The organism is Streptomyces sp. YS415 (assembly GCF_023544665.1).
GTDB lineage: Bacteria > Actinomycetota > Actinomycetes > Streptomycetales > Streptomycetaceae > Streptomyces.
Genome location: NZ_JAMJFL010000033.1, coordinates 1 through 22,419, shown reverse-complemented (window position 1 = coordinate 22,419; position 22,419 = coordinate 1). Strand labels below are relative to the sequence as shown.

Genomic DNA, 22,419 nt, shown 5'->3' with positions numbered 1-22,419 from the left:
GTTGTGTCCAATCGTTTGCCCGAGTGATGGGACGCCACTCCCTTCAGGGCCGCAGTTCGATCACCCACGCGCCCAGCGCCCGGACGTGCAGGATTGAGCTCTGGATCCGGTACGGCCCGGAAGAACCCGTGATTTTCCGCTTCGGGAACAGGTTTTCGTCCAGTTCGTAGACGTGCATGATCACGCTCGACCCGGCGACGACCATCTCGGCCTCGGCCCCGGTGTGACGTACGACTCCGTATCCCTCGCCCTGGTTCCGCGGGCCGAGCCCGGTCGCCGCGCCGAGCGCCTCCGGCTCCAGACGCCATTTCGTGCCGTCGGTGGCGTACACGGACACGAAGCAGGTGCCGCCCGGGTCCACGAAGACGGGACCGAGCGAGGGGCGCCGGCGGCCGTGCGTGTCGAGGACGATCACCGGCCTGCCGAACGGGTGGTTCACCGCGTACACGCACAGCTTCTCGTCCTTGCCCAGCGATGTCTTGCGCACGGTCAGCAGCGTGGGCGGCCCCGCGTACCGCAGGACGGTGGTGCCCTTGCCCTCGGCCGAGCGGCCGAGCAGCGGCGCCTCGTCCTCGGGGAGCAGGCGCAGCGACCACTTGCCGGAGTGCTTGACCCGTACCGTCCGCTCGGCCTGGCCCTGGCTGAACATCACGACCGTGCCGCGGGTGCCGTGCGTGTAGGTCTTCAGCCACTCGTCCTCGTCGCCGTACTCGTCGACGAGCTTCAGTTCGGTGTCGTAGCTGCGCTCGGCACCCGTGAACTCGTACTGGAGCAGCGACGGGCGCCCGGGCCGCGGGTTGACGAGCGTGATCGTCTTCTCGCCGCGGCCCTCGTAGGCATCCGTCCGGCCGTCCTTGCCGCGCTTGGGGACGGGCACCGGGGAGGTGGTGAGCTCCCACTGGTGGCGGCTCTTGTCGATCGAGAGCAGGATGGGGCCTTCGGTGATCCGGACGGTCTCCTTGACCCGCTTGCCGTTCCAGGCGTGGACCAGCCGCTCCGGGTGCTTGAGCTCCTCCGGGGTGTCGCCCCGGTGGCAGTTCAGCTGGAACCAGCCGTTGTGGCGGTCGGTCGCACGCACCTTCAGATCGGCCTCGGCGCCCGAGTAGAAAAGGACCTCGGGGCCGCTGCCGCGGACCGTTTCGGCATCGAACGGACGGGCCGCCGACAGGGGCAGGACGGTGAGCTTCCAGTTCCCGGAGCAGCTCACGTTCAGCCGCAGCGGTCCGCCCTTGCGGGGCGGCACGAACAGGACCCGGCCGTGGTGCTCGGGCAGGTCGTGGCAGAAGATCGTGTCGTCGCGTCCGCGCAGCTCGACCTGGATCCACTGGTAGTCCTCGACCCGGGCCTCCATGATCACCGGACCCGAGTCCGGGGGGAACGGAATGTCCATGGTGATCTTGGAGCTGCCCTTGCCGCTGCGGACGTACGGCTCGAAGTCGAAGAATCCCTCGCTCCAGGGAGCAGCGGTGGCGGCCGGCGCGGGCACCGGCACGACCGCGGCGGGCGGGGACACGACGACGGCGGCGGGCGGGGGCACGGCGACGGTGGGCGGTGGGACGACCGCGGTGGGCGGCGGTGCCGAGGTCTTCGCCACCCCGGTGATCATCACCGGTCCCACCGAAGCCGTCGGTCCCACCGGAGCCACCGGCACCGGCTCCTCCGCCACCACGATCCCGAAGTCCGTGGCGAGCCCCGCCAGCCCCGAGTCGTAGCCCTGCCCGACCGCACGGAACTTCCAGGCGCCGTCGCGCCGGTAGAACTCCCCGAGCACGAAGGCCGTCTCGCTCGACGCGTCCGTCACCTCGTAGTGCGCGACGATCGTGCCGTCCGGCGCCACGGTCTGCGCCGCGAGCCCCGGCACCGCCCCGAAGGTGCCGTCGTCGCAGGACCCGGCGATCAGCACCCGCTGGACCGCCGGTTCCACCCGGGGCAGGTCCAGCTCCAGCCACTCCGCGAGCTGTTCCCCGCTGTCGCCGGTGCCCACGTGGCGGACCGCCCCCGAGGGATGCGCGGGCCGGCCGTGGAAGACGAGGTCGGCGTCACCCCGTACCTTGCCCGCCGCGTCCAGCAGCAGCGCCGAGACCTCCACCGCGGGCGTCCCCCCGACCTTGCGCCGGCAGACGGCGACCCTCAGCAGACCTGCGGGGACAGGGGTGTTGGCCCCTTTGGTGATGTGCGTCATGGGGCACATGGTGACAGTGGAAATGATGTGAAGAAAAGATTCCGCAGTCCGGGTCGAACGTTTTCTCCCGCACCGGCGTCATAGGGGAAACGCGGCGAGGGGAGGGGTGGCTGTGCTGCGCAGAAAGACCCGGCGCGGCCAGGGGGACCCGGTGCACGACGTGCCGGACGATCCCCTGGACGCGGCTCAGGAGCGCAGGGTGCGGGCGGTGCTCGCGCTCGGCGGGGTGCCGCAGGCGGACCTGCCGGACGGGGTGCAGCAGGTCCGCCTGCGGCTGCTGGAACGCGCGGCGAGCGGCCGGGAGGCGCCGCGGGACGTCTCGGCGTGGGCGGCGGTGGTCGCCTCCAACCTCGCCATGGACTGGCACCGGGCCAAGAAGCGCCAGGAACGGCTCGGCGAGCGGCTCGCCGCCCTGCGCCAGAGCGAGCACCCCTCCGGCGAGGACACCAGCCTGCTCTCCCTCGCCGTGGCCCAGGGCTTGGACGAACTGCCCGACGCCCAGCGTCAGGTGGTCGTCCTGCGCTTCTACGCCGACCTGCCGGTACGGGACATCGCCGAGCAACTCGCCGTCCCCGAGGGCACGGTGAAGAGCAGGCTGCACACGGCGGTACGGGCTCTGCGCGCCCGCCTGCACGAGGACGAGGTGGTGTGACGTGACCGCCGAACACGACGGCGTCGACGCGCTGATGGCCGCGCTCACCGACGAACCCCTGCCCGAGGAGGCGGACGCCGCCTACCTCGCCGAACACCGCGCGGCGACCGCCGACATCACCGCACTGCGGGAGCAACTGGACATCATCGGCCGCGCCCTGGGAGGGGAGACGCCGAAGCCCGCACCGGCTCCCGTGCCCCTACGGCCGGTGAGGCGCCGTGCCTTTCGGCTCGCCGCCGGCACCCTCGCGGCGGCCGCCGCGGCGACCGTGATGGTGGGCCTCGGCTGGCTGGTGGTGCAGGCCGACCCGGGTGCGAGCAGCGCCGACTCGGGCGCCAGTGCCGCGAAGGAGGCGCAGCAGGACACCAGTGAAGGCGTCCTGTTCGGCAGCCCCCGCTATCTCGCCTGCGCGTACCTGGTCGCCGAGGGCGAGGTCCGCTCCGCCGAACCGGCCGCCGCCGGCGGCCCGGAGCTGATCCGGGTGACCGTGGAGCTGACCCGGGTCCACAAGCCCGGGAAGCCCGGGCCCGAGCGGGGCGACGACCTCGCTTACGTGATCGACGAGAACACCGCTCCCGGCCTGCGCGCGGGCGACCACGTCCTGTTCGGCGTCCCGGAGAAGGGCGCCCCGCCGGACATGTGGGTCGTCGGTGAGACGGAGGTCGCCCGGGAGCGGGACCGGATCGACGACGCGCTGCCCGAATCCCGCTCCCTGGACTGCGGATGAGAAAAGGGCGGGCGCCCGCACGGACGCCCGCCCCTGTACTGCCGTGGAGCTACGGGGTGACCTTCTCGATCTTCACGCTGCCGGCGCCCGCGACCGTGCCGCGCGCGTTGAGCAGTTCGACCTGGCCGAAGAACTCACGGCCCTCCGGCGCGGCGGCCGCGACGGTGACGTTCGCGGAGACCGTGGCGGAGTCGCCCGTGCCCAGCTTCACCGGCGCAGACCCGTCGACGCTGACCGAGCCGAGCGCGGCGGAGAAGAACACGTCCAGGTAGTCGTAGGCGGTGGAGCCGGACGGCACCGCGTAGCCCACGACCTCGATGGTGTACGTGCCGGCGGCCGGCTTCGGGAGCGAGACCGCCTCCTCCGAGTCGCCGTCAGCGGCCTGCGCGACCTGGTTGCCGTCCTTGTCGTAGACCGTCAGGTCCAGGTCGGCGGCCGTGTCGGAGACGTTGCCGATGGCGACGTCCAGGGACGCGGCGCCCTCGGGGACCTCGACCGTGGTGGTGTGCGTCTCGTGGTCGGCGATGGTCGGCCGGGCCGCCTTGGACGAGCCGAGCGGACCGCCGGCCAGCTTGCCGTCGAGGGCGGCGAACTTGTTCGTCACCTTCCAGGACGCCTCGACCGGGGTGCCCACCTTGGCCTCCGGCACGGTCACGGTCTCCGGGTCGAAGACCGCGCCGAGCACGGTGACGTCCAGCTTGTAGGGGTTGTCGAGCAGCGGCGACGTACGACGCGACTCGACCTCGATCTCCCAGACGCCGGGCTGCGGGTCGGCGTAGGAACGCACGTCCGGCTTGCAGCCGTTGCCGTCGAGGTAGTTGTTGTAGCAGTTCGGCGTGGACGTCGTGTCCGACGGGACGCCGTAGGGGTGGATGGCGATGAAGCGGGTCTGGCTCTTGTCCGCCAGTCCGCCGATCGCGACCTCCAGCGACTTGGCGCCCTCGGGCACGGTCACGTAGTACGACTTGTGGCTGTTGCGCTGCACCGTGCCGGACGCGGAGTAGGTGTACTGCAGCGGCGCGGCGACCACGACGGTCGACATGACCTGCTTGTCGATGCCCTCGGTGCGCGGGTCGTCGACCTCGAGGATCGCGCTCTTCAGCCCGGCGGACCGCGGCGCGGCCTGCACCTTGACGGTGACCGGCTGGTTCAGCGGCAGGTTCACCTCGTCGGAGCCGACGATCCGGAAGGTGTCCCCGGCGTTGTTCTCGAAGTGCAGCTCGTGCCGGATTGCCCGTTCGGCGCCGGACGTGCGGGTCAGGGTGATCTCGTACGTCTTCTTCTGGCCGGCCTTCAGGCCGCCCTCGCGGTCGTACAGGCCGGTGCCGAAGCCCGGGGTCTTCAGGAACTGGTCGATCGCGGTGTCGACCGGCGCCTTCACCGCGTAGGTGTGCGCGGTGGCGCCGTCCTTGATGGCGTCCCAGGCGTCGGGGATGTTGATCAGGCCCGCGCCTTCCTCGTACGCCTGGACTCCGCTGATGTGGTCGGCGGTCGAGGTGAGCGCGGTGCGCAGCGTGGCCGGGGTGAGCTCGATGCCCTTGCGCTTGGCGGCGCTCAGCAGCAGTGCCGAGGCGCCCGCGGCCTGCGGGGAGGCCATCGAGGTGCCCTGGAGCATGCCGTAGCCGGCCGGCAGCGAGTAGCCCGCCTCGGCGACCGGGAGGCCCGGCAGCCAGGTCTGGATGGTGTTGACGGAGGCACCCGGCGCCACGAGGGTCGGGGCGAAGCCGCCGTCCTCGCGCGGGCCGCGGGAGGAGAACGGCATCATCGCGTAGCGCTTCTGCACCAGCGAGCCGTAGTTGGACGCCCAGGTCTCCTTGGAGACGGACGCGCCGACCGAGATGACCTTGTCGGCCAGGGCCGGGTCGCCGATGGTGTTGGTGCCGGGGCCGGAGTTGCCCGCGGAGATCACCAGCTGGACGCCGTAGGTGTCGATCAGGCGGGTGTAGAGCTCGGCGCGCGCGTTGTTGCCGTCGTTGAGCGCCGGCAGGCCGCCGATGGACATGTTGACGATGTCGACACCGCGGTTGACGACGAGGTCGATCATGCCCTCGGTCAGCGCGACGTTGGTGCAGCCGCCGGTCCAGGTGCAGGCGCGCGAGGAGACGACCTTGGCGCCGGGCGCGGCGCCGTTCATCTCGCCGCCGAACAGGCCGTTGGCGGCGGTGATGCCGGCGACGTGGGTGCCGTGCTCGGACTCGATGACGCCGATGTTGACGAAGTCGCGCTTCTGCCCGACCCAGTCACCGCCGTAGGGGTCCATCGGGACGTCCTTGCGGATCTCCACGACGAACGGCTGGCGCTCGGCGACGTCGGTGCCGGGGTTGTCGGTGCCGAACCAGCCGATCTGGAAGCCGTCCTTGTACGGCTTCATCGGGGTGTCGTCACCGAAGTCGGCGTTGTTGTTCAGGTCGACCCGGACCGTGCCGGCCGTGGCGTCGTACAGCACGCCCCAGACGTCGGTGGTGTCGCCGTCCCGGTTGGCGTCGCCCTTGGCGTCGCCGCCCGCGGTGACCGACTCGCGGAACACGTTGACCTGGTACGACCCGGCGGGTGCCGTCCAGGTGCGGCCGGAGAAGGTGAAGCTGGGCCCGGAGACGCTGGTGGTCATCGCGCGCCAGGTGGCGTCGCTGTCGACGATCGGGTCGGTCGCGGTGACCCAGTCGACGATCTTGCGCTCACCGGTGGTGGTCTTCTGGAGCGCCGGGTGGGAGAGGTCCACGCCCGAGTCCAGGACACCGATGGTGATCCCGCGGCCGTCCGCCTTCGGGTGGTCCTCGACGAAGTCGACGGCGCCGGTCTCGAAGGAGGGGTTGTACGGGTTCTCGGCGGGGGTGTTCTTGCCGGGGGCCGGATAGGCGGCGGCGGTCGACGCCGACTCCTTGGTCGCGGCGACCGGGTCGTCCAGCGGGATCTCCTCGCGCAGGTCGATGCCGTGCACGGAGGAGAGCTTCGCCGCGGCGGCGATGGCGGCGTCCGCCTTGGCCGTCGGGACGGTGGCGCGGACGTAGCCGAGCTCGTCGTAGGCGCGGCCCACGGAGCCGCCCTTGACCGCGTCCAGGTCCGCGGCGACCTGCTCGGTCCGGCCGGGGGCGGTGGCGATCATCATGGTGACGTTCTTGTCGCCGGCCGCCTTGGCGTCGGCGAGCAGGTCCGCGTCGTCCGAACCGAGCTTGTCGTGCGCGGACTTGACGGCGGGGTCGGCCGCGGCCGGAGTGTCCTCGGCGAAGGCCAGGGGGATCGGCCCGGCGGCGGAGAGCGCGGCCACGAGCCCCGCGGCCACGGCGATCCGGGCCGCGCGTCTGGCACCCGATATGGGTTCGCGCTGGGGGGTGTGGGTCATCAGCATCCCTTGTAGGTAAAGGAACGAGCGTGGAGCGATCGCTCAGCCTTACTCAGGGGACAGATGTTTGGGGAGAGTTGACTCAAACGAAATCGAGGGATGGGGAAAACCCGCTATCCCTTTCCGGGTGATCCGTGGCGAACGGTACAAGTCGCCACGGCGCCCCGGTCCTCCTTCGTCGGCCTTGGTCCCCCTCAGTCCTCTTTGGTCCGCGCGTAGTGCCGGGACGCCTTCGCGCGGTTGCCGCAGGTCGCCATGGAGTGCCAGCGGCGGGTGCCGTTGCGCGAGGTGTCGAAGAAGTACAGGACGCAGGCCTCGTGGGCGCAGGCGCGGATCCGGTCCGGCGCGGTGGTGAGCAGCGTCAGGTAGTTGCGGGCGGCGAGCCAGGCCGGACCCCAGGCGGGGGAGGGGAACTCGGGGAGCTCACCGGGCCCCTCGGCGGTGAGCGTGGCCCGGATCCGGCCGTGCGCGAGGACGGCGTCGACGAGCGGTGCCGCGTCCTGCGGTGATCCGTCGACGGCCGCCTTCACCGCGTCCCGGGCCTGGAGGAGGTGGCGCAGGGTCGTGGCGTCGGCGCCGAAGGTGCCGTCCAGGCCGTTGGCGGCGAGCCAGATCGCGAGCCCTTCGGTGTCCGTCAGCAGGTCCTGGGGGGCGCCGTCCTGCATCCAGCGCGTGTTCAGCAGGTCCAGCGCGAGCGGCTCGCCGGTGTGCGGGCGGGGGTCGGACCTGCGGGGGTGGGGGTCGGACATGTGGGGGGCTCCCTTCCGTGCTAACCGGTCAAGAGTAGGTGACTGGTTGACACTCGCCGAACCTAACCACTAATCTCACTTACACAGGTTAGATACGGCGGAGGGAAACCCATGGCACTGCACACCGGCCACACCGGCCTGAACGTCACCGACCTCGACCGCTCGCTCGCCTTCTACCGGGACGTCCTCGGCTTCACCCCGCTCGCCGAGGGCAAGGAGGAGGACCGGCGGTTCGCGCTGCTCGGGGACGGCGAGACGCTCGTCCTCGCGCTCTGGCAGCAGGCCGCGGGACCGTACGACGGCACCCGCTCCGGCCTGCACCACCTCGCCTTCCGGGCGGACTCGATCGAGCAGGTCCGCGCTTACGAGAGCGCCCTGCGCGAGTACGGCGTGGAGTTCGCCCACGAGGGGGTCGTGGCCCACGCCGAGGGCGCCGGGTCCGGCGGCATCTTCTTCCACGACCCCGACGGCATCCGGCTGGAGATCTCGGTGCCGAGCGGCGCCGAGGGCGCCCCGGCGCCCTACGGGTCCGCGCCGACCTGCGGCTTCTTCTAGCCATGAGCGTCTACCACCAGGGCTCGCTCGCCGTGCAGGACCGGCTCGGCGTGCGGGACCTCGCCGACCACGTCGGCCGGTCCATCGGGGAGGGCATCAAACCGGTGGCCGCCGCCTTCCTCGGACTCCAGCCGCTGCTGGTGGCCGGCGCCGCCGACCCGGCGACCGGCAGGGTGTGGGCGGCGCCGCTGGCCGGTCCGCCCGGGTTCGTCCGGGCCACCGGGCCCCGGCAGATCTCCGTCGCGGGCCCGGTCCCTCCGGCCTCCCCGCTCGCGGCGGCCCTCGCCACCGAGGGCGCCCCGGTCGGCACCATCGCCCTCGACCCGCGCACCCGGCGCCGGATGCGGCTCAACGGACGGCTCCGGCCCACCCCCGGCGGGCTCGCCATCGAGGCGGACCGCGTCTTCGCCAACTGCCCGAAGTACCTCCAGCGGAGGGAGACCTACGAGACAGTGCCCGACCGCAGGCCGGGGGAGCCCCTGACGGCCCCCGAACTGTCCGACGCCCAGGCGCGGTTCCTCACCGCCGCCGACACCTTCTTCCTGGCCAGCGTCCACGAGGGCGGCGCCGACGCCAGCCACCGCGGCGGCAACCCCGGCTTCGTGCGCGTCGACTCGCCCCGCGAACTGAGCTGGGCGGACTACCCGGGCAACTCCATGTACCTGTCCCTCGGCAACCTCGCCGCCGACCCCCGCGCCGGACTGCTCTTCCTGGACTGGACGACGGGCACGGCCCTGCACCTCACCGGCGAGGCCCGTACGGAGTTCGCTCCCGAACGACGGGTCCGGTTCACCCTGTCCGAGGCGCGGGAGATCCCGGCCGCGGTCCCCCTGCGCTGGTCCGCGCCGGAGTACTCGCCCGCGAACCCGGGACGGCCCTGACAAGCCCCCGGACACCTCCCGGTTACCCGCGAAGATGAACACGGAGCAACCGTCCTCCGGCCGCCCGAGGAGCGGCCGGGGGCGCGCAGGGCAGCCCAAGATCGACGTACGGTGATCGGCGCTGCGCGTTGCCGCCTCGTTCACGCGCAGGTCATTCCCGGTGCCAACGATCCAGAGAGAGCGGGTCGTTCGCGTCAGCGACGCCCGTGACCACTGCCGACGCGTCACGCACTCGGGGAGACCGCGCCATGTCGCGCACACGCTCTGTCGCCAGCTCCGCGCTGGGCGTCCACCGCCGTACCGTCCTCGCCGCCGCCGGGGCGGTGTCCCTGTCCGCCGGAGTCGGCTACGCCCTGCGGCCCACCGACAGCCAGGCCGCCACCCCCGGCACCCCCGCGACCGCCGCCCAGGAGGCACCGGTCGCCTCCGACCGCCGGGCGCCCTTCCGGCCGCTCGCCCCCTACACCCGAGGCACCACCGTCGCGAGCGTCGCCGCCCCGCGCGGCACCTCCGGCTACCGCCGGCTCGCCGACGGCCGCGGCTGGCCCCGGGTGGTCCGCGGCGACCTGGCCGCCCCCAAGCCCGGCCGCGCCGACCGCCGTACGACGCTCGCCGCGTTCGTGCAACTCACCGACCTGCACATCATCGACGCCCAGCACCCGATGCGCCTGGAGTTCCTGCGCTCCACCGACGTGCACGCCTGGCGGCCGCAGGAGGCGCTGACCGTGCACGGCGCCGTCTCGCTGGTCGAGCGGGTCAACGCGCTGCGGGGCGCCCCGGTCACCGGCGCCCCGCTCCAGTTCGCCATGACCACCGGCGACAACACCGACAACAACGCCCGCTCCGAACTGGAGTGGTTCCTCACCGTCATGAGCGGCGGCCGCATCACCCCCAACTCCGGCGACCCCAGGCACTGGGAGGGCGTCCTCAACAGCGGTCTCAAGCAGTACTGGCAGCCCGACTCGACCGTCCGCGACGCCGACAAGCAGCTCGGCTTCCCCTACCTGGAGGGTTTCCTCGCCGCCGCCATGCGGGAGTTGCGGAGCCCGGGCCTGTCCATCCCCTGGTACTCCACGGTCGGCAACCACGACTCCATGCCCCTCGGCTGCTACGCCTCGCACCGCGACACCTGGCTCACCGACTTCGCCGTCGGCGGCAGGAAGCTGATGAGCCTGTCCGCGGCCGAGGCCAAGAAGCTCCAGGAAGCCCTGCGCATGGCCAAGGACCCCGAGGGCGTGCAGTTCCGCGAGCTGCTCAAGGCGCACACCCGGGACATGCGCCCGGTCACCGCGGACGAGCGGCGCGCGCCCTACACGCCGACCGAGTACCTCAAGGCCCACCTCGACCCGGCGTTCCGGGGCGTCGGCCCGGCCGGTCACGGCTACTCCTCGGCGAATCTCGACGCGGGCACCCAGTACTACAGCTTCCGCATCGCCGACGACGTCATCGGCATCAGCCTGGACACCACCGACGCGGGCGGCCACTACGAGGGCTCCGTCGGCAGCACGCAGCTGCGCTGGCTGGACCGGACGCTGCGGGACAACGCGGACTCGTACGCCATCGTCTTCAGCCATCACACCAGCAAGACGATGGACAACACCCGCCGCGACCCGGCCCGGCCGAACGAGCGGCGCCACAACGGCCAGGAGGTCATCGCCCTCCTCGGCACCCACAGCAACGTCCTGGCCTGGGTGAACGGCCACATCCACCGCAACGCCATCACCCCGCACCCGGCACCCGGCGGACGCTCCTTCTGGGAGATCTCCACCGCCTCGCACGTCGACTTCCCGCAACTCGCCCGGGTCATCGAGCTGGCGGACAACAAGGACGGCACGATCTCCCTCTTCACCACCTGCGTGGAGGCCGCCGCCCCGCACCGCACGGACTTCTCCGACCTCTCCCAGACCGGCCTCGCCGCCCTCTACCGCGAGCTCTCCTACAACGCCCCCGGCGCCCGGACGGACCTCGCCGGAGGCGGCGCTGACCGGAACACCGAGCTGGTGCTCAAAAAGGGCTGAGACTCAGTCAACCGGTGCGCACCCGCTCAACCATCCCCAACCACCACAGGTCTGCCCTTCCGACCGGCCCGGCGCACCGAGGCGCCGGGCGATGAAGGGGGAAGACATGACCACACGCGTACGGACGATGCTGGTGGCGGCCACGGCCGTGGCGCTCTCGGCCGCCCTGGCGGGTCCGGCGGCCGCCCAGGGCGAGGGCGGCGGTCACTCGGCCACCCGCGCGGCCATGAAGGCGGCCGTCAAGGACGGGGTGCCCGGGGTGACCGCCGGCGCGCGGACCGACGGCCGCACCTGGGCGGCCACCGCCGGCGTCGGCAACCTGCGGACGGGCAAGTCCCGCTCGGTAAACGACCGTTACCGCGTCGGCAGCATCACCAAGACCTTCGTCGCCACCGTGCTGCTCCAGCTGGAGGCGGAGGGCCGGCTGTCCCTGGACGACAAGGTCGACACCTGGCTGCCGGGCCTGGTGGCGGGCAACGGCCACGACGGCCGCGAGATCAGCCTGCGCCAGCTCCTCAACCACACCAGCGGCATCTACAACTACACCGACGACAAGACCTTCGTGGAGACGTACCTCCTCAAGGACGGCTTCCTCCGGCACCGCTACGACACCAAGGCGCCCGAGGACCTGGTCGCGATCGCCATGACCCACGAGCCGGACTTCGCACCCGGCACGGACTGGTACTACTCCAACACCAACTACGTCCTGGCCGGCATGGTCATCGAGAAGGCCACGGGACGCCCGTACGGCGAGGAGATCCGCGACCGCATCCTCGCCCCGCTGGACCTGCGCGCCACCTCGGTCCCCGGCACCCGGGTCACCGTCCCCCGGCCCAGCAGCCGCGCCTACTCCAAGCTCGCCGAGTCGACGACGGGACCGACGTACGACGTCACGAGGCTCAACCCCTCCCTGGCCCACGCGGCGGGCGAGATGATCTCCGACTCCGGCGACCTGAACCGCTTCTACACGGCCCTGCTGAAGGGCCGGTTGCTGCCGCCGGAGCAGCTGAAGGAGATGAAGACGACGGTCAAGGTCGACGCCATCCCGAACGCCGGGTACGGCCTGGGCCTGATCGAACGCGAACTGACCTGCGGCGTCACCGTCTGGGGCCACGGCGGCGGCATCCACGGCTCCACCTCGGAGGCGGTGACCACGGCCGACGGCCGGCACGCCCTGTCGTTCAACTTCAACGGCGACTGGTCGGGGGACACCGACGCGGTGCTGGAAGCGGAGTACTGCGGCAAGTAGCAGGCCGGGGGAGCACATGAGGAGGGGCCGCGGCATGCCCGGCGGCCCCTCCTCTCCCCTCCTGATGCCTTTCCGGTCCGTCACTACCGGGGCAGCACCACGACATACGCGGCCGGGTCACGGTCCGCCGAGGCCATCAGGGCCGTGCGGACCACGGCCGCCTGCTGGTCCATGGCCTCCCTCAGCTTCTTCGGCGTGACGTGCACGACCGTGATGCCGAGGCGCTCCAGGTGCTCGCGCTTGCGGGCGTACTCCGACCACAGCGCGTCGTCGTCCTGCTGATGGCCTTGCCGATCGCCTTGGCGGGGTGCGCGGGTGTCCAGCTCCAGCGCCACCGCGTGCTCCGGCCAGTACGCGTCCAGGCCCCCCAGGTGCGGTCCGCCGGGCAGGCGCAGATCGACGTTCCACACCGGGTCGGGCAGACCGTACTCGCGGACCATCGCGTACAGGCGGTTCTCCGCGATGGCCCGGCCCTCGGCCAGCAGGGAGTCCACGGCATCCACCACATGCGGCCGGGACAGCAGCTTCGCCCGGTTCAACTCACGCACCAGCGCTGCCGGTTCGCAGTGCCCGCCGCGGACGGCCTCGGTCAGCAGCCGGCGTACGGCGCCCGCGTCCGAGAGTTCGGCGACCGCGTCGGCCACGGCGCGCTGCACCGGGGCGACGGGCAGGCCCGTGACCTCCTCGGGGGCCGGCAGGGCGGCCGTACGCACGATGCGGGCGAAGCCCGTCGAGCGGAGCCGGCGCAGGCGGGGGACGAGGACGTCGATCGTGTCCAGGGCGGTCAGCGGGGGCGTCGCCGCGAAGCCGTGCAGGGTCAGCGCCGCCAGGCCCGTGATCATCGACTCGGTGTACACCGGCCGGTGCGGCTCCGCCGCGCCCGGCTGCGGCGGCACCTGGACGTTCCGCTCCCGCGCCGCGTACAGCAGCACCGCGTGCAGCCGCTCCTCGCTGGTCGGCGGGCCGGGGTGGAGCAGGCAGACGCCGGGCAGCAGCTGCTGCCAGGGGCCACCGGTGCGGCACTGCTCGGTGATCTCGGCGGCCGGGACTCCGTGCGCCCGCAGCTGCGCGGCCGTCAGCACGCGCCGCCGGACGTCGGAGAGCTGGTGGAGGGGGCGGGGGGAGAGCGGGGTGTTGTGGGTCATGACCGGGGAATGCCCGCGTCCGGTCCCACTCCTAACCCCTGTTACACGCCCGTCGATAATTCCGGACAAGCTCGTCCTAAAGGACGGATGTTCGGATGCCGAGTAGGCACGGAAAACCCCTGGTCCGTTCGGGTGGGACCAGGGGTTACGGTTCCGTTTGCCTGAAGTTCGTAACGGTCACGCAGGCATTAAACGGTGGCCAAAGGTCAGGCGTCGGCCGCCGCGTCGCACGCCTGCCCGCGCAGCGCCCGCGCCAGGTCGTCCCGCGCCTCCAGCACCAGCCGCCGCAGGGCGGGGGCCGCTTCCGGGTGCGCGGCGAGCCAGGCGTCCGCCGCGTCCAGCGTCTCCTGGGACTCCTGGAGGGACGGGAACAGCCCCTGCACGACCACCATGCCGATCTGGATGGACCGCTCCGCCCACACCCGCTCGATCGCCGCGAAGTACTTCTCGGTGTACGGCGCCGTCAGCTCCCGCTGCGACGGCCGGGCGAAGCCCGCGAGGGTGGCCTCCACCAGCGCGTTGGACAGCTCGTCCGACTCCACCACCTGCGCCCACGCCTGCGCCTTGACCGACGCCTGCGGACGGGCGGCGAGGCAGCGCACCAGATGGCGCTTGCCGGAGGCGGTGTCGTCGCGGGCGAGTTCGGCGGCCAGCTCCTTGTCGCCGACGACGTCATGGGCGGCCAGCGCGTCCAGGAACGCCCAGCGCAGCTCCTGGTCGACGTCCAGACCGGGCAGCGTCACCGTGCCGTCCAGCAGCGCGCTCAGCATCTCGAAGGCGGGCGCCGCGTTGGCCACCCGGGCGAAGAACCGCGCCCACGCCAGCTGGTGCTCGCTGCCCGGCTCGGCGGTGGACAGGTGCAGCGCCGCGCTCTCGGCGAGCCGCTGGTCCGTTTGCTCGCGCCGGTCCGGGGCCGTGTAGTGCACCGCCGCCGACTCCGCCCACGCGTGCAGCATCTGCAGCACGCCGATGTCGGACTCCCGCGCCGCGAACGTCAGCACCAGGTCGATGAACTCCCGGGCGGGCAGCAGCGCGTCCCGCGTCATGTTCCACAGCGCCGACCAGCACAGCGCGCGGGCCAGCGGATCGGTCATGTCGCCCAGGCCCCGGCGCAGCGCCGCCAGCGAGGTCTCGTCGAACCGCGTCTTGCAGTACGTCAGATCGTCGTCGTTGACCAGCACCAGCTCGGGCGCCTCGGCCCCGGCCAGCTCCGCCACGACCGTCCGCGGTCCCTCGACGTCCACCTCCGCCCGCGCGTACCGCTCCAGCACCCCGCCGGTACGGCGGTACAGGCCCACCGCGACCCGGTGCGGCCGCAGCTCGGGGTGGGACTCGGGCGCCTCCTGCACCACCGCCAGCTCCGCGACCCGGCCCTCCGGGTCCAGCAGCACCTGCGGGGTGAGGGAGTTGACCCCGGCCGTCTGCAGCCAGGACCGGGCCCAGGCGGCCATGTCCCGCCCGCTGGTCTCGCCGAGCACCGACAGCAGATCACCGAGCCGGGTGTTGCCGTAGGCGTGCCGCTTGAAGTAGCGGCGGGCGCCCTCCAGGAACGCGTCCTGGCCGACGTACGCCACGAGCTGCTTCAGCACGGAAGCGCCCTTGGCGTAGGTGATGCCGTCGAAGTTCAGCTTCGCGTCCTGGAGGTCGCGGATGTCCGCGGTGACCGGGTGCGTGGAGGGCAGCTGGTCGGCGCGGTAGGCCCAGGCCTTGCGGCGGTTGGCGAAGGTGATCCAGCCGTCGGTGAAGCGGGTCGCGCCCACGGTCGCGAAGGCGCCCATGAAGTCGGCGAAGGACTCCTTCAGCCACAGGTCGTCCCACCACTCCATGGTGACCAGGTCGCCGAACCACATGTGCGCCATCTCGTGCAGGATGACGTTGGCCCGGCTCTCGTAGGACGCCTGGGTCACCTTGCCGCGGAAGATGTACTCCTCGCGGAAGGTGACGAGCCCCGGGTTCTCCATCGCGCCGAGGTTGTACTCGGGCACGAAGGCCTGGTCGTACTTCCCGAACGGGTACGGGTAGTCGAAGTGGTCGTGGAAGAAGTCCAGTCCCTGCTTGGTCACCAGGAAGACGTCGTCGGCGTCGAAGTGCGGCGCGAGACCCTTGCGGCACATCGCGCCGAGCGGGATCTCCAGCGTCGTGCCGTCGTCGAAGGTGCGGGTGTAGGAGTCCGTCACGTAGTGGTACGGGCCCGCCACCACACAGGTGATGTACGTGGAGATCGGCTTGGTCTCCGCGAACCGCCACACCCCGTCGGTCCGCTTGCCCACGCCGTTGCTCCACACCGTCCAGCCCTCGGGCGCGCGCACCTCGAAGCGGAACGGCGCCTTGAGGTCGGGCTGCTCGAAGCAGGCGTGGACGCGGCGGGAGTCGGCGGGCTCGTACTGGGTGTACAGGTACACCTCGCCGTCCTCGGGGTCGACGAAGCGGTGCAGGCCCTCGCCGGTACGGGAGTAGGCGCACTGCGCGTCGACGACCAGCTCGTTGTCGGCGGCGAGGTCCTCCAGGACGATCCGGGTGCCGTCGAAGACCTCGCTCGGGTCGAGGTCCCGGCCGTTGAGGGAGAGCGCGGTGACGCCCGGCGCGATCAGGTCCGCGAAGGTGGTGGCGCCCGGCTCGGCGCAGCGGAAGCGGACGGTGGTGACCGAGCGGAAGGTGCGCGGCCCGTCCGCCGGCTCGTCGCCGACCGCGGAGCGCAGGTCGAGGGACACGTCGTACCCGTCGACGGACAGCAGTGCGGCCCGTTCCCGGGCCTCGTCGCGGGTCAGGTTCTCACCGGGCACGGGTGGCGCTCCTCACAGCGTGTTCAGTATGCGGACAGGCCCGATCCTGCCATGTGCGCACGGGCGGTGGCAGCCGGGAATGGGGGAGGCGGCGGCCGGTGTTGCGGCTGTCAAAGACCGCTTCCCTAGGAGAGCCATGTCCGAGACCGCGAAGACCCCTGTCGACTTCTGGTTCGATCCGCTGTGCCCCTGGGCCTGGATGACCTCCCGCTGGGTGCTGGAAGTGGAGAAGGTCCGCGACATCGAGGTCCGCTGGCACATCATGAGCCTGGCCGTGCTGAACGAGCCGAAGCTGGACGAACTGCCCGAGGAGTACCGCGACCTGCTGGAGACCAAGGCCTGGCAGCCGATCCGGGTGGTGACCGCGGCCTGGCAGAAGCACGGCTCCGACATCCTCGGCCCGCTGTACACCGCGCTCGGCACCCGTATCCACAATGAGGGCGAGGGCCCGACCCGGGAGGCCGTCGCCGGTGCTCTCGCGGACGTCGGTCTGCCGGCCGATCTGATCGACTACTTCGACCAGAAGGACTTCGAGTTCGACGCCGAGCTGCGCGCCTCCCACAAGGAGGGCATCGACAAGGTCGGCCAGGAGGTCGGCACTCCGGTGATCGCGGTGCCCGGTGACAACGGCGAGCAGATCGCCTTCTTCGGCCCGGTCGTCACCCCGGCCCCCAAGGGCGAGGAGGCCGCCCGCCTGTGGGACGGCACGCTCGCGGTGGCCTCGGTCCCCGGCTTCTACGAGATCAAGCGCACCCGCACCAAGGGCCCGGACTTCAGCAACCTGTAAGGCACCGGGCACATGGCCGGAAGCCCCCGCGAGTCACGTCCTCGCGGGGGCTTCCGTCATTCCGCCCGCCCGCGTGAAGGGTGAGAAGACGATCACGAGGCGGGACGATGGGAGGGGGTCAGGGCGCCAGCAGCAGGACATCCGCGCGGGACGTCGCGGCCGCGTAACGGCGGGCCACGTCCTGCCAGTTGACGACCTGCCACATCGCCTCGACGAAGTCGACCTTCTGGTTCTTGTACTGGAGGTAGAAGGCGTGCTCCCAGGCGTCGAAGACGAGGATCGGCACCGAGCCCTGGCCGACGTTGCCCTGGTGGTCGTAGACCTGCTCCACGACGAGCCGCCCGCTCAGCGGCTCGAGGGCGAGGACGCCCCAGCCCGAACCCTGCGTCGTCGCGGCGGCCTTGGTCAGCTGGGCCTTGAAGCCGGCGAAGGAGCCGAAGGATTCGGTGATGGCGTCGGCGAGGTCGCCCACGCCGTCCGCCGCGAGCGGCTCGCCGCCGCCCGCGCCTCGGCGAGTTGCTCCAGCGTGTCGTTGGCCCCCTTCACATACGCCGCGTGGTGCTTGTCGTGGTGCAGCTCGATGATCTCGGGGCTGATCACGGGAGCGAGCGCGGCGTAGTCGTACGGCAGCTCAGGAAGCGTGTAGACGGGCATGGGTGAAGTCCCCTCCGACCTCTTATTGCAAGTAACTTGCAACTGCAGGCTAGTAGCATCAAGCACGGAGGTGGGGGAGGAAACGGACGGCTCGCGGGTGGCTGAAAACGAGAACGGGCGCTCGGAATCGAGCACCCGTTCATCGCCTACGACCGTCACCGGCTCACCGTGTGGCAGGCCGGAGCGGAGATCCGGTCAGCCCTTGGCCGCCCGCATCCGCTGCCAGGCGTATCCCGTCGCCGCCAGGACCAAGGTCATCGCACCGGTCGAGTACAGCTGCACCCGCGTGTCCGGCTCCCGCGCCATCAGCACGAAGATCGCCACCATGCCGGCCAGCGCGACCCAGGTCAGCACCGGGAACGCCCACATGCGCACCGTCAGCTTCTCGGGGGCCTCGCGCTCCAGGCGGGCCCGGAGCCGAAGCTGGGAGACGGCGATGAAGATCCACACCACCAGGATCACCGCGCCGATCATGTTCAGCAGCCACGGGAACACATCGTCCGGCCGCCAGTAGCTGAGCAGCACGCACACGAAGCCGAACACCGAGGAGGCGAGGACGGCCACGCGCGGCACACCGGCGCTCACCCGGCCCAGCGCCTGCGGGCCCTGCCCCCGCTGGACCAGGGAGTACGCGATGCGCGAGGAACCGTAGATGTTGGCGTTCATCGCCGACAGCAGCGCCACCAGCACGACCACGTTCATCAGCTGACCGGCGCCCGGGATGCCGAGCTCGTCGAGGGCCGCGACGTACGGGCCCTTCTCCACGACCGCCGCCGAGTCCCAGGGGACCAGGGTCACGATGACCGCCATCGAGCCGATGTAGAAGAGGGCGATGCGCCACATCGCGGTACGCACCGCGCTCGCCACGCCCTTGACCGGGTTCTCCGACTCCGCGGCGGCGATGGTCACCGTCTCCATGCCGCCGTACGCGAAGACCGAGGCGAGCAGGCCGATGATCAGGCCCTCACCGCCGTTCGGCAGGAAGTCGGTCAGGTTCGAGGTGCCCGGCGCGTCCGTGCCGGGCAGGACGCCGAAGATGGCCAGACCGCCGAGCACCAGGAACAGGCTGATCGCACCGACCTTCAGCGCGGCGAACCAGAACTCGAACTCGCCGAAGTTCTTCACCGCGGCCAGGTTCGCCCCGCAGAACACCACCATGAACAGCGCCACCCACGCCCACTCCGGCGTGCCCGGCAGCCAGCCGGTGACGATCTTCGCGGCACCGATGCCCTCCAGGCCGACCGCCGTGCAGAGCAGGACCCAGAAGGACCAGCCCGCGGTGAACCCGGCCCAGGGCCCGATCGCCCGCTCGGCGTGCGCCGAGAAGGAGCCGGAGGAGGGATAGGCGGCGGACATCTCGCCGAGCATCCGCATCACCAGCATCACGAGGAGGCCGGAGAGGGCGTAGGCGACGACGATCGAGGGACCGGCGGCGGCGATACCGGCGCCGGAGCCGACGAAGAGTCCGGCGCCGATGACACCCCCGAGGGCGATCATCGACAGATGGCGCTGCTTGAGGCCGTGGGAGAGGGAGGCGCCGTCCTGCTGCGGCGGCGTCTCGACTGTGGTGCTGGGCATGGGCGCGGCTCGTCCAATGCAGAGGATGGGCAAAATCGCCCACAGTCTGGGGGCCATGCCCACTCAGGCGCAGGCGCCGTCCGGTATGCGGACAGGTACGCCACCGAGCGTACGGGACCCCTCACCGCCGCCGGATTGGGGGAACCCTACAGATCCTCTCCGAGGGCCCTTCGTGAGCTGTACGTCCTCACCTCAGTGACCGGCATCACGCCGTACCGCGTGTAACCCCTGCTCTTTGTGCAGAGCCCACCAAGCCGGTGTTCCGGCCTTTGTCGACCAGTGACGGTGATCGGCTCCAGGCCCCTGGGATAGCGTCGCCGTGTCCCAGCCTGCCCACACCTTCGCGGAGTCCCCATGAGCACCGCCGCTGTCGCCGCCCCCGCCCGCACCGGACAGGTCCTCGCCGACCTGCTCCCCGCCTCCCGTGTCCGGGACATCGCCCTCGTGGTCGGCGGCGCCGCGCTCACCGGTCTCGCCGCCCAGATCGCCGTGCCGGTGCCGGGCACCCCGGTCCCGGTGACCGGCCAGACCTTCGCCGCGCTGCTGGTCGGCACCTCGCTCGGCGCCCGCCGGGGTGTCGCGGCGCTGGCCCTGTACGCGCTGGCCGGCCTCGCGGGCATGCCCTGGTTCGCCAACGGCGGCCACGGCTTCAGCGCCTCCTTCGGCTACATCCTCGGCATGCTCCTCGCCTCCGCCGCCGTCGGCGCCCTGGCCCGCCGCGGCGCCGACCGCTCGATGCCGCGCATGGCCGGCACGATGCTCCTCGGCGAGGCGATCATCTACGCCGTCGGCGTCCCCTACCTGGCCTTCTCGGCCGACCTGTCCGCCTCCGCCGCCATTGCGGCCGGCCTGACGCCGTTCCTCATCGGTGACGCCCTGAAGGCGGCCCTGGCGATGGGCCTGCTGCCCACCGCCTGGAAGCTGCTCGACAAGTAGCCCTCCGGGGGCCCTCCGGAGGAATCCTTCGCCCCATCGGCCGGGCGACCCGGCATCTGCCGTCGGTCGCCCGGCCGAGGTGTGCCAGGGCTCAGCTCTCCTGCCGGACCGGCCGCCGCAGCCCGGACCACCACAGCCCGGCCGCGCCCGCCGCGATCAGCGCCGCCCCGGCCGCCCCCAGCGGCAGGACGTCACGCTTGGAGCCGGTCTCGGCCAGCTCGTCACCGCCGGGTGCCACCGGCTTGTTGTCGGTGCCCAGCAGCAGCGGGGTGGCCGGGGCGTTCGGCGACGGGTTCGTCGTACCGAACGGCACCGGGCCCTGTTGCCAGTACGTCTTGTCGCCCGACGCGGTCTGGACGGGCAGGCAGATCCTGCCCTTCTTGCTCAGGTCGTACGTCGCCTCGACGTCGTACGATTTCGAGTCGCCGGCCGCGAGATTGTCCACGGCGCAGGCGAATCCACTGTTCGAACCTTCCGGCAGATCGCTTTTGGCAATCCGTGAACAGCCCTGAACATTCTTGACCGTCAGGCCGTCGAATCCGACGACCAGAAGCCTGATCTCTCCGCTCTCCTCGGTTCCTTCGTTTTTCACGGTGGCGGTAATCCCGGTCTTCCGCGACGCGTTGTCGACCGAGATCTTCTCGGGCAGGGTCGTGGTCAGTTCAACCCCCGCCGGTGCCTCGTCAACGGCCTTTCCCCCCTTGCTGCTCGGAGGTCCCTCGTCTTCCGCGGCGGCGGTGAACGGAAAGATCATCACCGCCGAAAAAGATGCTGCAACCAGCGATCCCGCGATGGTCGTCGTACGACGAGAACTCATGTTCGTCCCCCCTTGGCTGCGCCTGAATTCGCAGTACTTGAAGAGGTACCACAAGATTTCTCCGCACTATGCTGGGGTGGCGCGAAGTGTGACCATCGTGTTTCAAACGGACTGACTCGGTGGGCCGTTCACGGGCTTCGAGGGGGTGCAGTGCATTGCCGGGGAATACGGGAAACACGAGGAGCGGCGGGATTCCGGGGCTGCTGGTGACCGGGCGCTACCGACTGGTCGAAAGCATCGGCCAGGGCGGAATGGGGCGGGTGTGGCGGGCCGCCGACGAAATACTCGACCGGCCGGTGGCGATCAAGGAGATGCGGATGGACGCCCTCGACGCCGAGGACTCCCGCACCCGCCGCGAACGCACCCTGCGCGAGGCCCGGGCCACCGCCCGCATCGACCACGCCCATGTGGTGCGGGTGTACGACGTCGTGGACGAGGGCGAACGGCTCTGGATCGTCATGGAGCTGGTCGACGGCCGCTCACTGGAACGGCTCATCGCCGAGGAGGGACCGCTGGGCCCGGCGGAGGCGGCCCGCGTCGGACTCGGCCTGGTGGCCGCGCTGCGCCAGGTGCACGAACGGGGCGTCCTGCACCGGGACATCAAGCCCGGCAACGTCCTGGTGGAGGCGCGGACCGGGCGCGTGGTCCTCACCGACTTCGGCATCGCGGCGATCCAGGACGCGAAGGCGCTCACCATGGTGGGCATGCTGGTCGGCTCGCCCGACTACATGGCCCCCGAGCGGATCTCCGGCCGCCCGCAGGGACCGCCGTCGGACATCTGGTCGCTCGGCGCCACCCTGTGCGCGGCCCTGGGCGGCCGTTCCCCGTTCTCCCGGGGCACCACCCTGGCCACCCTGCACGCGGTCCTGTACGAGGAGCCAGAACTGCCCGCCGCGGCGGGGCCGTTGCGGGACGTCCTGGCGGCCCTGCTGGAGAAGGAACCGGAGGCCCGCCCCGGCCTGGCGGACCTGGAGAGCGCCCTGGAGCCGATCGCGTTCCCGCCTCCCACGCCCACGGCGGTGGTGGTCACGGCCCCGGAGGCGCCGGGGCCGGTACCGGAAGGGGCCCAGGGGCGGGACCCCAGGGAGCCCGAGGCGCCCGAACCCGCCGACACACCGCCCCCCGAAGTGCCCCGTCCCACCCACGACTTCGGCCACCGGGGACCCATCACCCCCGAGGGCAGTACCCCCCGCACCCCGGGCGTCTCCTTCGCCCGTACGGAGCCCGAGCCGGCCGCGCGGACGCACCACGAGCCCGAGCGGGCCGGGGTGTCACGTCATGAGAGCGAGCCCGAGTGGGCTGGGGTGCCGCGTCACGGGAGTGAGCCCGAGTGGGCTGGGGTGCCGCGCTCTGAGGGCGAGCCCGA

General features: G+C 71.5%; 16 protein-coding genes and 1 pseudogene. 9 read left to right on the top strand and 8 right to left on the bottom strand.

Features of this window, described 5'->3' with window-relative positions; genetic code table 11:
- Positions 1-43: 43 nt before the first annotated feature.
- Positions 44-2,182, bottom strand: coding sequence for a TerD family protein (locus M8H82_RS30575; RefSeq protein WP_250078327.1), 2,139 nt, complete (start codon positions 2,180-2,182; stop codon positions 44-46).
- A gap of 112 nt (positions 2,183-2,294) precedes the next feature.
- On the opposite strand from M8H82_RS30575, the gene M8H82_RS30570 reads away from it, so the two are divergent.
- Together M8H82_RS30570 and M8H82_RS30565 are read left to right on the top strand one after the other, a co-directional pair.
- Positions 2,295-2,834 (top strand): sigma-70 family RNA polymerase sigma factor, encoded by a 540-nt coding sequence (locus M8H82_RS30570; RefSeq protein WP_250078326.1) that lies wholly within the window; start codon positions 2,295-2,297, stop codon positions 2,832-2,834.
- Position 2,835: 1 nt separating this feature from the next.
- A complete protein-coding gene (locus M8H82_RS30565) occupies positions 2,836-3,561 on the top strand; it encodes a hypothetical protein (protein ID WP_250078325.1) in 726 nt (241 codons plus the stop codon).
- Between the two features lie 49 nt (positions 3,562-3,610).
- Here the strand turns inward: M8H82_RS30565 and M8H82_RS30560 are convergent, their stop codons facing one another.
- Entirely contained in the window at positions 3,611-6,901 is a 3,291-nt protein-coding gene (locus tag M8H82_RS30560; RefSeq protein WP_250078324.1) for a S8 family serine peptidase, read from the bottom strand.
- Positions 6,902-7,095: 194 nt separating this feature from the next.
- Positions 7,096-7,650 carry a CGNR zinc finger domain-containing protein gene (locus M8H82_RS30555; RefSeq protein ID WP_250078323.1) on the bottom strand — a complete coding sequence of 185 codons (555 nt, stop codon included), beginning with the start codon at positions 7,648-7,650 and terminating at the stop codon, positions 7,096-7,098.
- A gap of 111 nt (positions 7,651-7,761) precedes the next feature.
- On the opposite strand from M8H82_RS30555, the gene M8H82_RS30550 reads away from it, so the two are divergent.
- The 4 genes from M8H82_RS30550 to M8H82_RS30535 all read left to right on the top strand — a co-directional run bounded on the left by M8H82_RS30550 (position 7,762) and on the right by M8H82_RS30535 (position 12,353).
- Positions 7,762-8,205: a VOC family protein gene (locus tag M8H82_RS30550; protein ID WP_250078322.1), complete on the top strand. Its 444-nt coding sequence runs from the start codon at positions 7,762-7,764 to the stop codon at positions 8,203-8,205.
- A gap of 2 nt (positions 8,206-8,207) precedes the next feature.
- Positions 8,208-9,086 (top strand): pyridoxamine 5'-phosphate oxidase family protein, encoded by an 879-nt coding sequence (locus M8H82_RS30545; RefSeq protein WP_250078321.1) that lies wholly within the window; start codon positions 8,208-8,210, stop codon positions 9,084-9,086.
- A 248-nt stretch (positions 9,087-9,334) separates the two neighbouring features.
- Positions 9,335-11,104: a TIGR03767 family metallophosphoesterase gene (locus tag M8H82_RS30540; protein WP_250078320.1), complete on the top strand. Its 1,770-nt coding sequence runs from the start codon at positions 9,335-9,337 to the stop codon at positions 11,102-11,104.
- 106 nt (positions 11,105-11,210) lie between these two features.
- Positions 11,211-12,353 (top strand): serine hydrolase, encoded by a 1,143-nt coding sequence (locus tag M8H82_RS30535; RefSeq protein ID WP_250078319.1) that lies wholly within the window; start codon positions 11,211-11,213, stop codon positions 12,351-12,353.
- Between the two features lie 83 nt (positions 12,354-12,436).
- Here M8H82_RS30535 and M8H82_RS30530 read toward each other — a convergent pair whose 3' ends face one another.
- Both M8H82_RS30530 and pepN read right to left on the bottom strand, forming a co-directional pair.
- Complete coding sequence (locus M8H82_RS30530) at positions 12,437-13,498, bottom strand: hypothetical protein (protein WP_250078318.1); 1,062 nt, start codon at positions 13,496-13,498, stop codon at positions 12,437-12,439.
- Between the two features lie 206 nt (positions 13,499-13,704).
- Positions 13,705-16,281, bottom strand: a complete 2,577-nt coding sequence (gene pepN, locus M8H82_RS30525; protein WP_250078317.1) for an aminopeptidase N — start codon at positions 16,279-16,281, stop codon at positions 13,705-13,707.
- A 136-nt stretch (positions 16,282-16,417) separates the two neighbouring features.
- On the opposite strand from pepN, the gene M8H82_RS30520 reads away from it, so the two are divergent.
- Positions 16,418-17,068, top strand: a complete 651-nt coding sequence (locus M8H82_RS30520; RefSeq protein WP_250078316.1) for a DsbA family protein — start codon at positions 16,418-16,420, stop codon at positions 17,066-17,068.
- Positions 17,069-17,186: 118 nt separating this feature from the next.
- Here M8H82_RS30520 and M8H82_RS30515 read toward each other — a convergent pair.
- Positions 17,187-17,722 (bottom strand): annotated as a pseudogene (locus M8H82_RS30515) (superoxide dismutase).
- A gap of 195 nt (positions 17,723-17,917) precedes the next feature.
- Complete coding sequence (locus M8H82_RS30510) at positions 17,918-19,300, bottom strand: amino acid permease (RefSeq protein ID WP_250078315.1); 1,383 nt, start codon at positions 19,298-19,300, stop codon at positions 17,918-17,920.
- 354 nt (positions 19,301-19,654) lie between these two features.
- On the opposite strand from M8H82_RS30510, the gene M8H82_RS30505 reads away from it, so the two are divergent.
- Positions 19,655-20,236, top strand: a complete 582-nt coding sequence (locus tag M8H82_RS30505; RefSeq protein ID WP_250078314.1) for a biotin transporter BioY — start codon at positions 19,655-19,657, stop codon at positions 20,234-20,236.
- A gap of 91 nt (positions 20,237-20,327) precedes the next feature.
- Here M8H82_RS30505 and M8H82_RS30500 read toward each other — a convergent pair whose 3' ends face one another.
- On the bottom strand, positions 20,328-21,053 hold the full coding sequence (locus tag M8H82_RS30500; protein WP_250078313.1) for a hypothetical protein: 726 nt from the start codon (positions 21,051-21,053) through the stop codon (positions 20,328-20,330).
- A 206-nt stretch (positions 21,054-21,259) separates the two neighbouring features.
- Here M8H82_RS30500 and M8H82_RS30495 point away from each other — a divergent pair.
- The coding region (locus M8H82_RS30495; protein WP_374211720.1) for a protein kinase at positions 21,260-22,419 on the top strand (1,160 nt) is incomplete at its 3' end.